Origin of the sequence: Haloferax sp. KTX1 (genome assembly GCF_902410085.1) — an archaeon.
Lineage (GTDB): Archaea > Halobacteriota > Halobacteria > Halobacteriales > Haloferacaceae > Haloferax > Haloferax massiliensis.
Genome location: NZ_CABPRH010000003.1, coordinates 164468 through 180314 on the forward strand (window position 1 = coordinate 164468; position 15847 = coordinate 180314).

The following is a 15847-nucleotide window of genomic DNA, read 5'->3' on the forward strand; positions in this document are numbered from 1 at the left end:
CGGTGTCTCAGAGCTGCGCGTAGTGGAAGCCGCGCTCGTCGGCCTCGTCGGCGTCGAACGCGTCGGCCACGTCTATCATGACGGGGTCGGACCCGAGGCCGGCGGCCATCTCGCCGAGGTCGTAGTCGGTGAACTCCTCGTGGCCGGTCGCCACGACGACGCCGTCGTACGCCTCGAAGTCGACCGACTCGACCACGTCGATGCCGAAGACCTCCCGAGACTCGTCGGGGTCGGCGTGGGGGTCGTAGCCCACGCAGTCGACGTGGAACTCGTCGAGTTTCTCTATCATCGTGCTCACGTCCGAGCTCCGGATGTCGCCGACGCCCGGCTTGTAGGCGAGTCCGAGGACGAGCAGCCGCGTGTCCTGGAGGACGCGGCCCGACTCGTTGATGGTCTTGACCGCCTTGCGGGCGGCGTGAACCGGGACGTACTCGTTGATTTCGCGCGCCTGCAACACGAGCTTCGGCGAGAAGCCCTCGCGCTTGGAGCGGTAGGTGAGGTAGAACGGGTCGACGGGGATGCAGTGGCCGCCGACGAAGCCCGGGGAGTAGCCGTCGTGGAAGTTCCACTTCGTCCCCGCGGCTTCGAGGACGTCCTTCGTCGTCAGGCCCATGTGGTCGCACGCGATGGCCAGCTCGTTGACGAGCGCGATGTTCATGTCGCGCTGGACGTTCTCGATGACCTTCGACGCCTCCGCCGTCTCGATGTCGGGCGCGCGGTGGATGCCGGCGTCGACGATGCTCCCGTAGAGGTCCGCGAGGCGCTCGCGGACCGCCTCGGAGTTGGCACCGACCACCTTGACCACGTCCTTGACGCTCCGGCCAGTGTCGCCGGGCGACGCGCGCTCCGGCGAGTAGCCCACGAACACGTCCTCGCCCACGTCGAACCCGGACTCGGCTTCGAGCGCGGGCACGAGGACGGACTCGGTCGCGCCGGGGTAGACGGTGGATTCGAGGACGACGGTCGTCCCCGGGGAGACGTGCCGGCCGATGGTCTCGGCCGCCGACTCGACGAACCGGAGGTCGGGGTTCTCCATGCTGTCGACCGGCGTGGGGACCGTCACGATGACGAAGTCCGCGTCCGAGATGTGCGTCGGGTCCGTCGTGAACAGCACGTCGGAGGCGGCGACGCCCTCGTCGGTCACGTCCCCGGTCGGGTCCGTCCCCGCCGAGAGCGTCGAGACCTTGTCGGGGTCGACGTCGTAGCCGATGACCGACTTCCCGGCGCGGTCGAACTCGATGGCCAACGGCAGGCCGACGTAGCCGAGGCCGACGACGCAGACGGTGTCAGTCATGGAGTCCGATTCCCTCGTAATCGACGCGTTCGTGGTCGCGGTACTCCGTGGCGGCCTGCCGCCCGTCGACGAAGACGACCGGGCGGTCGTCGTCGGCGAAGGCGGGAACGTCGAGATGTTCGAACGACTCGTGGGCCGTCACGAGCACGATGGCGTCCGGAGACAGGTCGTCGTTCGTGACGCCGCGGATGATGGTCGCGCCCGCGTCCTCGAAGACGTCGGTGTCGTCGAGGATGGGGTCGGTGGCGACCACGTCGGCACCGGCGGCGTCGAGGTGTTCGATGACGGGGAGCGCCGGCGTCTTTCGAATCTCCTTGACGCCCGCTCGGTACGTGAGGCCGAGGACGAGAACGGTCGCGTCTTCGGGGGCGACGCCCCGTGCGTCCAGTCGGTCGAGCGCCGTCTGCGCGGTGACGTGCGGCATCTCGTCGTTGACGGCGCGAGCGGTCTCCATGAGCGGCGACCCCGTCTCGAACTCGTTGATGAGGAACTGCGGGTAGTACGGGATACAGTGGCCGCCGACGCCCGCGCCGGGCGTGTGAATCTCGCAGAACGGTTGGGTGTTGGCCACGTCGATGGCCTCGGTCACGTCGACTTCGAACTCGTCGGCGTGGGTCGCCAGCTCGTTGGCGAGCGCGATGTTCACGTCGCGGTAGACGCCCTCGAACACCTTGACCGCCTCCGCGGTCGTCGTGTCCGAGACGGTGATGACCTCGTTCGACGATATCTGGTCGTAGATGAGCGACGCGGCGCGGGCGCTCTCGTCGTCGGCCCCGCCGACGACCTTCGGGTAGGCCCCGCGGATGTCCCTCAGCGCCCGGCCGGAGGAGGTCCGCTCCGGGCAGAACGCGAGCCCGAACTCGCCGAGCGAGAGGCCGCTTTCGGATTCGAGAAGCGGGAGGAGCGCGTCTCGGCAGGTGCGCGGCGGGAGCGTCGATTCGAAGACGACGAGGTCGCCCTCGTCGAGGCCCTTGCCGATGTCGCCCGCGACCGCCTCGATGACCGAGAGGTCCGGGCGACCCCCGTCGTCGACGAGCGTCGGGACGATGACCACGTGCACGCTCGCCTCGGCCGCGACTTCCCGCGGTTCCGTGTTCGCGACGAGCGCGCCGTCTTCGACCAGTTCCTCGACCAGTTCGTCGAGCCCGGGTTCGCCGACGATGTGGTTGCGGCCGGCGTTTATCTCGCGGACGACCTCGGTGTCGATGTCCGCGCCGGTGACGTTGCCGGTGGTCTCGGCGTAGACGGACGCGAGCGGGAGGCCCATCTTGCCGAGGCCGTAGACGCCGACGGGCACGTCGCCGGAGGTGAACGCGTCTCGCTGTTCGTCTTCGGGACGGGCGGAGCCGTAGATGGTCGTGACTGAAGATTGCGTGCTCATATCGAGTTCGCTCCCTGTAGCTTCGCCGGGAGTGGGCGGTGTTCGGCGGGCGTTCCGACCGCGAGCGTCTCTGCGGGGACGTCCTCGGTGACGGTCGCGCCGGCGGCGACGAACGCGTCCTCGCCGACGGTCACGTCGGGGAGAATCGTCGCGTTCCCGCCGACCGAGACGCCGTCTTCGAGCGTCGGGCCGGTCATCTCGACGTCCTGCCGGACGGGGTACGGGTCGTTGGTGAGCACCGCGCCCGGTCCGACGAACACGTCGTCGCCGATGTGCGTGTGGGTCGGAACGTAGACGCGGGTCTGGAGGCTCACGTTGGACCCGATGGTGGAGGTGCCGTCGACGACGGTGTTGGTCCCGACGACGACGTTGTCGCCGATTCGGGTGTCCTCTCGGACGAGCGCGTCGTGGCCGGTGACGAAGCCGTCGCCGATAGTCACGTCGCTGTAGACGATGGTCCCCGAGCGGATTCGGGCGTCGTCGCCGACGATCGTCTGCCGGGAGTCGTCGCCGGCGGGGTACCCGAGGGTGACGTCGTCGTCTATCTCGCAGTTGGTGCCCGTGACGTACAAGTTCATGCCTGTGCCGAATCGCCAGACGTTTCGTCCTCTTCGGGGAGCGACCCGCCGCTTTCCGACCGGAGCGTGGTTACGAGCACGAACAGTGCGACGAGCGCCGCGAGGAGTTTGGTTTTGGTGCGCATTGTTGGTCACGCCGCGGGCCGTCGTGGCCCGCGATTCGAAACGGAGGTCACGCGAAGCGGCCATTATTATCGGGACGGTAAGCCCGTAGACGGCCGTAGACGGGCGAACGCGGGTCGGCCCCACCGTGCGAACCCTCACCAATCGAAGCCGAGATTCCTCGGTTTTTCGGAGCATCACCCCGGAACGCTGCCGTCGGCGCGTTCGGCCATTCGCCCTTACCAGACCGCTAAGCCGCTCTTTCGCCCAATTTCGAGCGTGAACGGTCGCGGCCATTTTTCAACACGGACGGTCAAGGCGCGGGTGATGAAGTCGTCTACCCGTCACTGGACACTCGACTTACTCCTCGTCGTCGCGGGCGCGATCGCCGCGCTCGCGGCGGTCATGCTCGGTCTCTCCGGGTCGATCGTCCGGAGCCTGTTCGTCGTGCCGCTCATCGTTCTGTACCCGGGATACGCGGTCCTCGCCGCCGTGTTCCCGGAGCGGCGGTCGGACGTCGAGTCCGACACCATGAGCGACGAGTCGGCGCTCACCCGACCGACGCGACACACCGCCGGACTGCTCTACTCCGTTCGGCTGGCCCTCTCGTCGGCGTTGAGCCTCGCGCTCGTCGCCGCGGTCGCGCTCGTCGCCAACGTCGCCGGGCGGGGGTTCGACGCGACCCTCGTCGCGCTCGGCGTGTTCGGCGTGACGATACTGTTCACCGCCGTCGCCGTCGTCCGGCGCATGCTCCTCCCCTCGGACGCGCGGGCCGGTGCCCCGGCGCTGAGTACCGTTCTCGGGAGCGTGGCGTCGACCACCGGAGCGGTCACGTCCCCGCTTTCGTCCGAGTCGCGGAGTTCGCCAGTCTCGCTCGCCGTCAACCTCCTCGTCGTCGTGAGCGTCGTCGCGTTCCTCAGCAGCGTCGGGTTCGCGATGGTCGAGACGCAGACGCCCGAGTCGGACTTCACCGAGGCGTACCTCGTGACCCAGAACGAATCGGGGTACGCGGCCAGCGGCTACCCCCAGCAACTCAGTCGCGGAGAGCAGGTCCCGGTGACGCTGGCGCTGGAGAACCACGAGCGCGAACCGACGACGTACACGGTCGTCACGAAGCTCCAACGGCTCGACAGAACGGCGAACGGGACGCGGGTGACCGAGGAACGCGAACTCGACCGAACGCGGCAGTCGGTCGAGGACAACCAGACCGCCTACGTCCAACAGGACGTGCGACCGACGATGTCCGGTGAATCGCTGCGACTCGTCTACCACGTCTACAGAGGCGACGCCCCCGACGATGCGAACCGCGAGAACGCGTATCGGACCGTCCAACTGGTCGTTTCGGTCGGCGGTGGTGAAGACGGCACCGCGCAACTCAGCCGGCCCGATTCGACCGGAGGGGCGAGCGCCTGATGTGGCCGTGGGAGCATCTCGTCTTCGGCTACGTGCTGTTTTCCCTCGTGAACCGCGCCGCGTGGGACCCGCCGATCAGCGACGAGGCCGGCGTGGCCGTCGCGCTGATGACGCAGGTCCCGGACCTCGTCGACAAGCCGCTTTCGTGGTCGTTCGGCGTCGTCACGACGGGGTACGGCCCGGCGCACTCGGTCCTCGTCGGCGCACCGCTCGTCGCGCTGCTCGCGGGGGCGCTGTGGACGCGGAACAGGGCGAAACTCGCGGTCGCCGCGGTCGTCGGCTACGGGTCGCACCTCGTCGGCGACCTGCTCGCCCTCCGGGCGAACGGGCCGAACGCCGGGCGGTTGCTCTGGCCGCTCGCGCCGCGGGAACCCTACTCGAACGACCTCGGCTTCGTCCAGCGGTTCTCTGAGTACTTCCAGACGTTCCTCTATCAGGCGATGCGCCCCGAGAACACGGAGCTCGTCGTCGGCTACGTGGCCGTCTTCGGAGCGGTCGTCCTGCTGTGGGTGCTCGACGGGACGCCGGGGGTTCGGTGGGTTCGCCGCGCCGCCGACCGCGGACTCTGAGCGGGCCGCTCCGTCACTGGTCCGGGGCGCAGATAATTTTAGAAACAACACCATAATTTAATTGATTGTCTGACATTCACCCACAGAGAAGACATTCAGTTTGAATAATACGAAAAACGTTGAAAATACTCAATAGACAGAAGCAGAGACACTCTCGCGATGCGGAATCAAAGCGCAGAAGAGCGCAAAAGGACGGTATCTCGAAGGAACGTATTGAAGGGAATCGGCGGAGCGGCCGCGGCCGTCTCGTTCGCCGGGACGGCGTCGGCCGACGACGATTGGTACAACGTCGTCGACGAGGGCGCGGACCCGACGGGGCAGGAGTCTATCAATCCGATATTGGACGATATTCGGTGCGACGACGGGACGGTGCTGTATTTTCCGGAGGGCGAGTATCTCATGGACGACGTCTTCCGGCACGTCGATTTTCGGGGGTTCGAACTGCGAGGGGATAACGCGACTATCGTCCCGGCCGCCGACTACGACGGCAAGTGGCTGTTCAAGTTAGGAACGTTCGACCAACCGGGGGAGGACCTCGTCGTCGAGGGCTTCGAGTTCGACTTCACGGCCGACAACACCGGACTTCGCGTCGTCCAAGCGCAGGTCAGAGACGACCTTCTCGCGCGGGACCTCTCCGTCGTCGGGCAGCACGACAGCGGGAAGTACGGTCCGTTCGCGTTCGACGTCACCGACTCGTCGGGTATCGGGACCATCCAGAACATCAGGATCCCCGACGGCGGCGAGTTCTCGGACAACACCCCGGGCGACATCGACGTGGGGCCGACGGGCATCATCGTCTCGCCGTACCACAACGGGAAGCTCTGGGTGCGCGACTGCGAGGTCTGTGCGTGGCCAGACAACGGTCTCTACTGTTCGACCGAGGGCGGCCGCGTCGTCGTCGACGGCGGCGTGTTCAAGAACAGCAACATCGCCAACATTCGGCTCTCGGGCGATTACAGCTCGATTCACGGCGCGACCGTCATCGTCGACGAGCGCCGGGACAACGACACGAACCAGCGGGGCATCCGACTCGACGGCGGCGCGTACAACTGGATAGACGACACCGTCGTCCGAATCGACGAGCCGAACGGACGGGCCATCAGCGTCCAGAACGACGTCGAATGGGCGCGGATTCAGAACGCCAGCGTCATCGTCAACGGGAGCGTGCCGACGAAGGCCGTCACCGTCTCGTCGGGCGCGGGGAAAGTCGACATTCTCAACACCGACATCGAGTTCAACACCAGCGGCCACGCGCTCGTCGTCAACGGGCCGAGCGGCGCCGACGCCGACCCGGTGTACGTCCTCAAGTCGAACGTCGGGGGCTCCGGCGACGGCTCGACCGGCCGACACGCGGTTCGACTCGAACGGGGGAACTGCACGCTCGACCGCTTCGACGTCGAACAGACCGGCGGCGACTACCGCCGCGCGGTCAAGGTGCTCGGCGACGGTAGCACGTTCATCTGGGGCGACTACGACACGGGTCACATCCCGCTCGTCAACGACGCCGACGGAACGACGTTCCACGGCGTCACCTCGCAGTCACACGACGGCTACGAGGGGATGAAGGTCATCGACGGGTCGAGTGGCGTCGAAGTCACCGACTCGGCGATTCACAACGGCGTCTGGGAGTACGGCGACGTCGACGTCACGTACGACGGGAACTGGTTCTGAGCCGCGCCGGTCGGCACCCGCGTCGACTCCGCGACGCTCCGCACCCGGCCGGGGTTACTGCGACAGCGTCGCTTCGATGAGTCGGGAGATGGCTCGGCGAATCCGCTGTGAGACGCCCGACTTGGAGATGCCGAGGATGGTCGCCAACTCGCCCTGCGAGGACCGCCGCGGAACCTCGAAATAGCCGTTCTCGTGGGCGACGAGGAGCGCCTTGCGCTGTCCGGGGAGGAGTGCCGTCTCGGAGCCGACGTCGGTGTCGCGGGCGACGTGGAGGCGCTTGACGCGAAACGAGATATCGTTGTCGTGGTAGTGTTCTTGCACCCGGTGAAGCGTCGAGTGAGCGGGGAGGTGCATCTGGATGTACCACTTGCTGTTTTCGTGACGGACGGAGATGACCCGGACGCCCATCTCCGTCGAGGACGGGGGTATCAGTTGGACGCCGCTGCCGAAGAGGACGCGAAACCGGCGGTCGGAGCCGACGGAACCGAGGAAGTCCGCCTCTATCACGGTCGGGTCGACGACGAGAGACGCCGCGACCGAATCGACGGCACCCTGTTCGACGACGACGAACGCGCAGTCCCAGCCGAGCCCCTCGGTCGGTTGGAATTCGAGTTCGACCGGCCCCTGATGTCCCGCGACGAACGACGAGAGAATCAGTCTCGGGTCGTCGAGAGTAATCTCCAGATAGATCGGTCGAGCGTCGTCTCCACTACGGTCCTCGTGCATCGCCTGTTGTTCGGCAATCGGTACGGGTTATTATGCAGGTGGTAAGCGCCCGTGGCCGCGTCTCGGCGGCTCCGCTCCCGTACCTGTCGGCGGGCTGTGAACAACTACGATGCCCATAATAACGACGCCGAGACGCCCACGGTTCGATAGGACTCCAATGTACAAAGACAACTCAATCGCCGTCGTCGTGCCGGCCTACAACGAAGCGGGCTACGTCGGGGAGGTAATCGACACGCTCCCCTCGTTCGTCGACGTGGCCTACGTCGTCGACGACGGGTCGACGGACGGGACGTGGGACGAAATCGTGACGCACGCCGACGCGTTCAACGAGGACCACACCCCCGAAGCGTCGGCGTACGACGACGTGGTCGTCCCGATTCAACACGACGAGAACCGCGGGGTCGGCGGCGCGCTCAAGACCGGCTACCTCCGCGCGCTCGAAGACGAAGTCGACATCACGGCCGTCCTCGGCGGCGACGGGCAGATGAACCCCAACGAGCTGGCGAAGTATCTCGACCCCATCGCGGAGGGCGACGCGGACTACGCGAAGGGCAACCGATTCATGGAGCAGGCGGACCTCGACGCCATGCCGGGGTATCGCCTCGTCGGTAACTCCATCCTGTCGTACCTGACGAAGTTCGCCAGCGGCTACTGGAAGACGATGGACCCGCAGAACGGCTACACCGCGATTTCCCGCGAGGCGTTGAAGCAGGCCGACATCGAGAACATGTACGAGTACTACGGCTACTGCAACGACCTGCTCGTCAAACTCAACGCCGAGAACCTCCGCGTCGCGGACATCGCCTGCTCCGCGGAGTACCTCTACGACGACGACTGGAAGAGCCACATCGACTACGGCGAGTACGTCCCGCGCGTCTCGGGCATGCTCCTCCGGAACTACTTCTGGCGGCTGAAAAACAAGTACATGCTCCGCGACTTCCACCCGCTCGCGGCGTTCTACTACCTCGGAACCGCTATCGCGGGCGTCGCGGCCATCGGTCTCATCGGCTCGGGGCTGGCGCGCAACGGCGACGGCGACGACGACGGCGACGCGCCCGGCCTCGGGAGTTGGGCGATCGGTCTCCTCTTCGGCATCACGTTTCTGCTGTTCGGCACGGTCCTCGACCACAACGACAACGAAGCGCTCGAAATTCGGGTCGACGACGACACCTACGACACCGAGATTCCGAGCGAATAAGCGGGTCGACGCGGGAACCGGAGGCCGACGAGATTCCCGGGACAAACTTAAAGGCTGAACATGTGAAGCCGAGGACGTTCGGTGAGATACAACGTTCTCGGTTGTATGAGATTCACGAAATCTGACGATACCGACGCGAATGACTCCCGTGGTCCGAAGTTCACGCGGCGCTCGTATCTCCTCGGAGCCGTCGGAACCCTCGCGGCCGGAAGCTACCTGTCACACCCCGTCAACAGCGTCAAGGCGAACGCGATGAGCGTCGACGTCCCGCAGGCGTATCTCGACCGGTTCTCGAACGTCGTCAACGTCGTCGACGCGGGGGCCGACCCGAAGGGCACAGAACCCATCGACGACGTGCTCTCGCGGAACGTGGCGGACGACACGCTCCTCGTCTTCCCGCCGGGGCGGTACCTGATGAACAGGCAACTCCGGAAGACGTCGTTCGACAACCTCGGGTTCTACGGGCCGGACGCGACGCTCACCCACGGCCGAATCGACGCCATCGACAACAACGTCGTCACCGAAGGGGAGTTCACCGGCGCGGCCCGGTTCTTCCGTCTCGGCGTCATCTACGCCCCCGGGACGGACCTGCTCTTCGAGGGGTTCACGTTCGACTTCACCGCCCGGCAGACCGGGATTCGGGCGATAGAGGCCTACGTCACCGACGGCCTCGAAGTCCGCGACATCACCGTCGCGGGCGAACACGACACCGGCACCTTCGGGCCGGCGCTGTTCAGCGTGACGACGGCCAACGGAACCGGCACCGTCGAGCGGTTCAGCGCGCCCGACGGCGCGGCCTTCACCGAAGACACCATCGGCGACATCAACCTCGGACCCACCGGGATGCTCATCGACCCGAACAGCGCGGGGACGCTCCGCATCGTCGACTGTGAACTCGGTCGATTCCCGGACAACGGCCTGTACGTCTCGGGCGCGAAGGGCGTCGTCCACGTCGAGGGCGGGACGTACAAGAACAGCACCGTCTCCTCGATTCGGCTCAAGGGGTACGGCAGCAGCGTCCGCGACGCGACGGTCATCATCGACGACCTCGTTCCCGGCATCAGCCAGCGCGGAATCCGCCTCGACGACGGGGCCGACCTCCGCATCGAGAACACGAGGATCGAAGTCACCGGCTCCGCGGAGAACGCGATTCGCGTCCTCGACAACGCACAGACCGCGGTCATCGAGAACTGTCGCATCGTCCTCTACGACGACGAGGGCTGTGCGCGCGGCATTCAGGTGACTCCCGGCGCGGGCCGCGTCGAGGTCCTCGACACGACAATCGACATCCAGGGGTCGAACTTCGCGATCTACCTGCAGGGCGAAAACGCCCCGGAGGACCCGATGACGCTCGTCAAGAACGTCACCATCACCGGTTCGGCACCGGGCGACGGCCAGCGCGAGGCGATTCGCGTCGAGCGCGCGAACGCCCGGTTCGAGAACCTGACCGTCCACCAACCCGGCGAGAGCTACCGGCGCTGCGCCGAAATCCTCGCGGACGACGCCCTGTTCGTCGGCGGGACCTACGAGTCGACGCACCACCCCTTCATCAACAAGGGCAACCGGACGCGCTTCGACGAGATCACCGCGCGGTCCCTCGGCGGCCGACAGGCCCTGAAGCTGTACTCGCAGGGGACCGACGTGGTCGTGACGGACTCGGTGCTCCACGGCGGCTACATCGACGGCGGCGCGGAGGGCTTCGTCGTCGACAACACCGAGCTGCCGCCCGTCTGAGACGAGCGGGGGCTTACCGACCCGATAATCATGGGGGTCGGTACGAAACGGAGGGTAACGCATGGACCACGACCGACTGGCCGACAAGGACCTCCTCGTCGTCTCACACGGCTACAAACACTTCGTCAAGTCGCAGGTTGACGTCCTCGCGGCGTACTTCAACTCCGTCACCGTCTGCGTCAGGTACAACTGGTTCGCCGACGCGGCGTCTCGCCTCCCCGTGAGCGGCGGCGAAGGGTTCGGAAAAGACGCGAAAATCGCCCAGACGAACGTCCCCGAGAACGTTCGCGTCGTCGAGACACCGCTTTTCTATCTCCCGGTCGACGTCCAGCGCGAACACCTCCTCGGACAGCAGCACGTCCGGAAGGTCAAGAAGAAACTGGCCGACCACCCCGTCTCGTTCGACCTGATTCACTGCCACATGACGTGGACCTCGGGCTACGTGGGCGCGCGCCTGAAAGAGGACCTCGGAATTCCGTACGTCCTCACCGTCCACGCCAACCGCAACTGGTTCGAAACACAGCTCGACTCCGACAACGACCGCCTGAAGCGGGCGTGGACCGACGCCGACCGACTCGTCCGCGTCAACCGCCGCGACCGCTCGAAACTGGACCCGTACAACGACGACGTGGTCCACGTGCCGAACGGTTACAACACGGACGTGTTCGAGCGTCTGTCCACCGCCGCGGCCCGCGAGCGACTCGGCATCGACGACGACACGCCCGTCGTGTTCGCGCTCGGGACGCTGAAACCCCGGAAGGGCTTCCAGCACCTGCTGCGGGCGATGACGCGGGTCCACGAGACCGACCCCGACGCGCGGCTCGTCATCGGCGGACAGGGCGGCATGCGCGACGAACTCGAATCGCTCGCCGGGGAACTCGGCATCGACGACCGGACCGACCTGCTCGGCTACGTGGAATCGGAGACGCTCAACGACTGGATGAACGCGGCCGACGTGTTCGTCCTGCCGAGTTACAGCGAGAGTTTCGGCGTCGTCCAACTGGAGGCGATGGCCTGCGGGACGCCCGTCGTCGCCACCAAAAACGGCGGGAGCGAAGAGGTCGTCACGAGCGACGACTACGGCCTCCTCGTCGAGGGACCGGAGTCGCACGACGAACTCGCCGACGCCGTCGTCGACGCGCTCCACGAGCGGTGGGACGCGGACGCGATTCAGGCGTACGCGAACGAGTTCACGTGGGAGAACGTCTGCGAGGAAATCGCCGACCTCTACGTCGAGATCCTCGACGAAACGACGGAATCCGAGCGACAGCCCGCCACGACCGCGTAGTGAGTTCTCCGGCGCGACACGAGCGCCGCGCTATCTCGGTTCTGATCGGCAGACGGTCCACATAGCACGCGGTCCCGACAGTCGGCGTCAAAAAAGCGAGACGACTCGTCAGAGCGCGCTTCGACCGACGAGCGCCGCGATTCCCACGAACAGGACCGAGTGGAACCACGCCGACCCGCCGAGCGGCGACGGAGCCGAAGCGAACCACTGAGTCACCGGAATCGGTTGAGCCATCAGGAGCGTCGACCCGCCGTCGGTCGTATTCGACGTCGTCGTCTCCGTCGAGGTGTCTGTCGAAGTCGTCGTGTCGGTCGTCGAATCCGCGGTCGCGGTGTCCGTGGAGGTTGTCGTCGTCTCTGTGGATGTCGTCGTTTCGGTCGTTGTCGTCTCTGTGGTCGTGGTGTCAGTCGCCGTGGTCGTTGTTTCGGTCGTTGTCGTCTCCGCGGTCGTGGTGTCCGTCGATGTCGTCGTCGTGTCTGTCGGTGTCTCGGTAGTCGTCGTCGCGGTATCCGTCGGCGTGTCAGTCGTCGTGGTTGTGGTGTTGTCCGTCGGCGTATCAGTCGTCGCGGTGGACGTCGTGTTGTTCGATGGCGTGTCTGTCGTCGTCGTGTTGTCCGATGGCGTGTCCGTCGTCGTTGTCGTCGTCGTGTTGTCCGATGGCGTATCCGTCGTCGTGGTCGTGGTGTTGTCCGACGGCGTGTCCGTCGACGTCGCGGTGGTCGTCTGGTCGTCGTCACCGCCGCCGCCCCAGAACCACCCGCCGTCGTCGTCCGACTCGGTCGTCGTCGTCGTTGTCTCCGACGGCGGGCTGGTCGTGTTCGTCGCCGTCGGCGTGCCGTTTGTCGGCGTGTCCGTCTCGGTCGACGAAGTCGTTGGGTCGGGCGTGTCAGTCGTTGTGACCGGCGCATCGGTCGTCGGCATCGGCGTGTCGGTCACGGGAGTCGTGTTGTTCACTTGCGGCACCGGCGAGTCGCCGTCGACCGAGGGCGCGATGCCGACGCTGGGGACGCCGACGGCGAGGGCGACGCCGGAGACCGAAAGCAGGATTCCGGCGACGAGAAGGACGCGCTGAAGCGTGTTCTTGTGCCGGTCGGTCCACGATTCGTTGCCCCACGAGGGGCCGCCGGCGTTGATGCCGCCGCGGCGGCCCTGTATCGCGGTGGCGCGGGGACCGACGGGGGCGGGGAGCGAACTCAGCAGGTCCAGCGCCTCGTCGGCGTCCACGGCCCCGACCATGAACGCCACGGTCACGAAGACGAGGAGGCCGACGACCGGGACGACCACCAACGCGAGGAGGCTGCTCTCGATGGTCATCGAGAGCAGGAAGATGGGCACCCCGGAGATGAACCCCGTCGCGAGCACGCGAACGAGCCGGGCGTCGGAGAACGGCTTGAATCCGAGGTAGCGCGCGCTCGCGAGGTTGAACACCGGGAGCGAGGCGTACCCCGTCGTCGTCGCCGCGGCGGCCCCGAGGATACCGTACCGCGGGATGAGGACGACGTTCAGGACGATATTCAGAATCGCCGCGGCCCCGGTCGCCGCGATGAGCGGCTTCATGTCGGCCTTCGCGTGGCTGATGGCGAGGATGGGTCGGACGACCGCGAAGCCGATTGTTCCCGGGAGGAGGATGAGAAGCGGCGTGACGACCGGCATCGACCCGGAACCGAGGTAGAGCGGGACGAAGTCCCTCGCGAGCGCCGCCAATCCGAGCGACAGGAGGACGATGACGAGCATCCCGTATCGGGTGACGCGGGAGGCGATCTCGTTTATCTGGTCGATTCGCTCGTCCGCCCAGAGGTCCGAGACGGACTGCACGAGCATCGACTGAATCGAGCGGGGGATGACCCAGAGGAACTGGCTGATGACCAGCGCGGACTTGTAGTAGCCGACGCGCGTCTCGGTGACGAACGACGCGAGCATCAGCACGTCGACGTGGTACATCGACGTGAGAAACAGCATGTAGACCACCGAGAGATGGTTGAAGCTGAACAGCTCTTTGGTCGGAAAGCCCCGCGGCGTCGTGCTGAAGACGCCGCGAAGCGAGATGTTCTTGCGGACCCACCACAGCGCGAGCAGCGCGACGAGGCTGTTGACGACGATGAGACCGACCATCAGCCCCCCGATTTCGTAGCCGAGATAGGCGATGCCGATGAGCGCGAGTCGGGTTCCGACCTTGTTGAGCACGCGAAGCGGTTCCGAGAGGTGCTCCTGTTTGAGGCCCATCAGGGACCGGCGGGCGTACTCGCGGAACTGCGTGGCGATGGTGAGGCCGGCGAGGCCGTAGAAGCCGACGACGTACTCGGGACCGAGGAACCGCGTGACGATACCGAACCGCGCGACGGCGGCGAACGCAAGCGCGGTCAGCACCGCGAGAATCGTCCCGAGACGGAAGTAGTAGCCGAACACGTGGGTCTGCCAGTCCGAAATCGAGCGGTCTTCGGCGAGGAACTTCCGGGCACCGCTGTTGATACCGGAACTCATCAAAATCGTCGAGATGCCGAAGACGGCGGTGAGCGTGCCGTAGCGACCGTACAGTTCGAACCCGAGCGTCGTGATGAGAAGCGGCGTGAGGACCACCGAGGACAGCACGATGAAGATGCGCCCCCCGAAGATGGAGAGGAACGCGGTGACCATGTTCCGTTTCATTCACACCACCCGCCCGCGTCGCTCTCGCGGAGTCCGCCCGCGGGGGCGACGCGCGGAGACGAACGTCGTATCGGTCGCTGACCGCTTGCTGTTCGGTGATTCGTGCACATAAATAAACGAACGCGGAAGCTTAGTCGGCGGACTCTATCTCGATAGAGACCGAGTCGCCGTTCTTGAGGTAGTAGTCGGTCGGGTCGACGGACTCGCCGTTCACGGTGACGGTCACGGTCCCGTTGTCACCGTCGTACGGGTAGGTCGTTCCGTTGTAGGTGACGCTCTCGTCGGTCACGTTGATGCCGTCGAGCGTCGACATGCCGTAGGCGAGCGTGACGTGCGCGGAGTGCGCGTGCCACGGGTTCGAGTGACCGCCCTCGAAGTGGAAGTGGTCGTTGTGACCCGCCTGCTGGTACTTGTCGCGGCTGAAGTCGAGTTCCTCGCCGTCGACGGAGAAGTCGATAGTGCCGTGGACGTGGAGCTGTTCCGGCGGGATGTACTCGCCGGGAGCGGTGACGTTCGAGTCGTCGGTCACGACCAGCACCCACACCTTGTCGTCCGATTCGAGCGTGTACTCCTCGGGGTCGACCTCGTGGCTATCGACGCGGTAGATGAGTTTCATCCCGTCTTCGGACTCCTCGTAGGTCTCGCCGTCGTAGGACAGCGACGACTCGGTGGCGTCGACGTCCGCCGCGTCGAGCGCCTCCGCGAGCGTCGTGCTCTCGTTCGTGTGCCACGAGTCGACGTCGCTCATGTGAATCGGCGCGCCCTCGTCGAGGTCCTCTGTGAGACTCACGCGCTCGCTGCCGACCACGACGGCCATCTCCCCGGTGTACGCCGCGTCGACGGTCGACTCGTCGCTGGCGTTCGTCGGCGAGTCGTGGCTGTGTGAGTCGGAGTCCGCGTCGGAGGCGGAATCCGACGACTCGTTCGTCTCGTTCGCGGCCGTCGTCTCCGCGGCCGTCGTGTCGTCCGAAGCCACCGTGTCGTCCGCGGTGTCCTCGACGTCGGACGCGGTCATCTCCGTCGTGTCCGCGGTGTCAGTCGCCGCTGTCGTGCCTCCCGCGTCGCCGCCCGCGAACGACGAACAGCCGGCCGTCGTCATCAAGAGCGCGACGAGGAGAGCGATACTCGCACGTTTCAGTGTCTTGGATGGAATCTCCATCTCGAACTCGAACGAGACATCACAGTCACCCACCGTTATTATCGACTACGTAGCGGCGGCTTATCGGCCCGATAATTAGTATGGCCGG

The 15847-nt window shown here is 66.0% G+C and carries 13 protein-coding genes; 6 read left to right on the forward strand and 7 right to left on the reverse strand.

Going from position 1 to position 15847, the window contains the following annotated elements; all coding sequences use genetic code 11:
• Nucleotides 1-7: 7 nt before the first annotated feature.
• Genes FY251_RS07060 through FY251_RS23055 form a run of 4 tightly spaced genes read right to left on the reverse strand, consistent with a single transcriptional unit; the run spans nucleotide 8 to nucleotide 3378 of the window.
• Entirely contained in the window at nucleotides 8-1294 is a 1287-nt protein-coding gene (locus tag FY251_RS07060; RefSeq protein WP_148414083.1) for a nucleotide sugar dehydrogenase, read from the reverse strand.
• A complete protein-coding gene (locus tag FY251_RS07065) occupies nucleotides 1287-2675 on the reverse strand; it encodes a nucleotide sugar dehydrogenase (RefSeq protein WP_148414084.1) in 1389 nt (462 codons plus the stop codon). The genes FY251_RS07060 and FY251_RS07065 overlap by 8 nt, the downstream gene beginning before the upstream one ends.
• Entirely contained in the window at nucleotides 2672-3253 is a 582-nt protein-coding gene (locus FY251_RS07070; RefSeq protein ID WP_148414085.1) for an acyltransferase, read from the reverse strand. The genes FY251_RS07065 and FY251_RS07070 overlap by 4 nt, the downstream gene beginning before the upstream one ends.
• On the reverse strand, nucleotides 3250-3378 hold the full coding sequence (locus FY251_RS23055) for a hypothetical protein (RefSeq protein ID WP_255516610.1): 129 nt from the start codon (nucleotides 3376-3378) through the stop codon (nucleotides 3250-3252). The genes FY251_RS07070 and FY251_RS23055 overlap by 4 nt, the downstream gene beginning before the upstream one ends.
• Nucleotides 3379-3682: 304 nt before the next feature.
• Here FY251_RS23055 and FY251_RS07075 point away from each other — a divergent pair, with 304 nt between their 5' ends.
• The 3 genes from FY251_RS07075 (at nucleotide 3683) to FY251_RS07085 (ending at nucleotide 7008) form a co-directional block, all read left to right on the forward strand.
• Nucleotides 3683-4768, forward strand: a complete 1086-nt coding sequence (locus tag FY251_RS07075; protein ID WP_148414086.1) for a DUF1616 domain-containing protein — start codon at nucleotides 3683-3685, stop codon at nucleotides 4766-4768.
• On the forward strand, nucleotides 4768-5337 hold the full coding sequence (locus tag FY251_RS07080; protein ID WP_148414087.1) for a metal-dependent hydrolase: 570 nt from the start codon (nucleotides 4768-4770) through the stop codon (nucleotides 5335-5337). The genes FY251_RS07075 and FY251_RS07080 overlap by 1 nt, the downstream gene beginning before the upstream one ends.
• Before the next feature lie 213 nt (nucleotides 5338-5550).
• Nucleotides 5551-7008 (forward strand): hypothetical protein, encoded by a 1458-nt coding sequence (locus tag FY251_RS07085; RefSeq protein WP_255516611.1) that lies wholly within the window; start codon nucleotides 5551-5553, stop codon nucleotides 7006-7008.
• Nucleotides 7009-7062: 54 nt separating this feature from the next.
• On the opposite strand, the gene FY251_RS07090 is transcribed toward FY251_RS07085, so the two are convergent.
• Nucleotides 7063-7734: a helix-turn-helix domain-containing protein gene (locus FY251_RS07090; protein WP_148414089.1), complete on the reverse strand. Its 672-nt coding sequence runs from the start codon at nucleotides 7732-7734 to the stop codon at nucleotides 7063-7065.
• Between the two features lie 157 nt (nucleotides 7735-7891).
• Between FY251_RS07090 and FY251_RS07095 the strand changes: the two genes are divergently transcribed.
• The 3 genes from FY251_RS07095 to FY251_RS07105 all read left to right on the forward strand — a co-directional run bounded on the left by FY251_RS07095 (nucleotide 7892) and on the right by FY251_RS07105 (nucleotide 11954).
• The gene (locus FY251_RS07095; protein ID WP_148414090.1) at nucleotides 7892-8932 is read left to right on the forward strand and encodes a glycosyltransferase family 2 protein; all 1041 of its coding nucleotides are present in this window, start codon (nucleotides 7892-7894) and stop codon (nucleotides 8930-8932) included.
• A gap of 105 nt (nucleotides 8933-9037) precedes the next feature.
• Complete coding sequence (locus FY251_RS07100) at nucleotides 9038-10666, forward strand: right-handed parallel beta-helix repeat-containing protein (protein WP_148414091.1); 1629 nt, start codon at nucleotides 9038-9040, stop codon at nucleotides 10664-10666.
• Nucleotides 10667-10727: 61 nt separating this feature from the next.
• Nucleotides 10728-11954, forward strand: coding sequence for a glycosyltransferase (locus tag FY251_RS07105; RefSeq protein ID WP_148414092.1), 1227 nt, complete (start codon nucleotides 10728-10730; stop codon nucleotides 11952-11954).
• A gap of 108 nt (nucleotides 11955-12062) precedes the next feature.
• Here the strand turns inward: FY251_RS07105 and FY251_RS07110 are convergent, their stop codons facing one another.
• Together FY251_RS07110 and FY251_RS07115 are read right to left on the reverse strand one after the other, a co-directional pair.
• On the reverse strand, nucleotides 12063-14600 hold the full coding sequence (locus FY251_RS07110) for a lipopolysaccharide biosynthesis protein (protein ID WP_187367366.1): 2538 nt from the start codon (nucleotides 14598-14600) through the stop codon (nucleotides 12063-12065).
• Between the two features lie 130 nt (nucleotides 14601-14730).
• A complete protein-coding gene (locus tag FY251_RS07115) occupies nucleotides 14731-15792 on the reverse strand; it encodes a hypothetical protein (protein ID WP_255516613.1) in 1062 nt (353 codons plus the stop codon).
• Nucleotides 15793-15847 lie beyond the last annotated feature (55 nt).

Excerpts from the sequence above, each read along its gene's own strand:
- FY251_RS07070 (WP_148414085.1), bottom strand. The coding sequence starts at position 3,253 with ATGAACTTGTACGTCACGGGCACCAACTGCGAGATAGACGACGACGTC.
- FY251_RS07110 (WP_187367366.1), bottom strand. The coding sequence starts at position 14,600 with ATGAAACGGAACATGGTCACCGCGTTCCTCTCCATCTTCGGGGGGCGC.
- FY251_RS23055 (WP_255516610.1), bottom strand. The coding sequence starts at position 3,378 with ATGCGCACCAAAACCAAACTCCTCGCGGCGCTCGTCGCACTGTTCGTG.
- FY251_RS07100 (WP_148414091.1), top strand. The coding sequence starts at position 9,038 with ATGAGATTCACGAAATCTGACGATACCGACGCGAATGACTCCCGTGGT.
- FY251_RS07075 (WP_148414086.1), top strand. The coding sequence starts at position 3,683 with ATGAAGTCGTCTACCCGTCACTGGACACTCGACTTACTCCTCGTCGTC.
- FY251_RS07095 (WP_148414090.1), top strand. The coding sequence starts at position 7,892 with ATGTACAAAGACAACTCAATCGCCGTCGTCGTGCCGGCCTACAACGAA.
- FY251_RS07065 (WP_148414084.1), bottom strand. The coding sequence starts at position 2,675 with ATGAGCACGCAATCTTCAGTCACGACCATCTACGGCTCCGCCCGTCCC.
- FY251_RS07080 (WP_148414087.1), top strand. The coding sequence starts at position 4,768 with ATGTGGCCGTGGGAGCATCTCGTCTTCGGCTACGTGCTGTTTTCCCTC.
- FY251_RS07105 (WP_148414092.1), top strand. The coding sequence starts at position 10,728 with ATGGACCACGACCGACTGGCCGACAAGGACCTCCTCGTCGTCTCACAC.
- FY251_RS07060 (WP_148414083.1), bottom strand. The coding sequence starts at position 1,294 with ATGACTGACACCGTCTGCGTCGTCGGCCTCGGCTACGTCGGCCTGCCG.
- FY251_RS07090 (WP_148414089.1), bottom strand. The coding sequence starts at position 7,734 with ATGCACGAGGACCGTAGTGGAGACGACGCTCGACCGATCTATCTGGAG.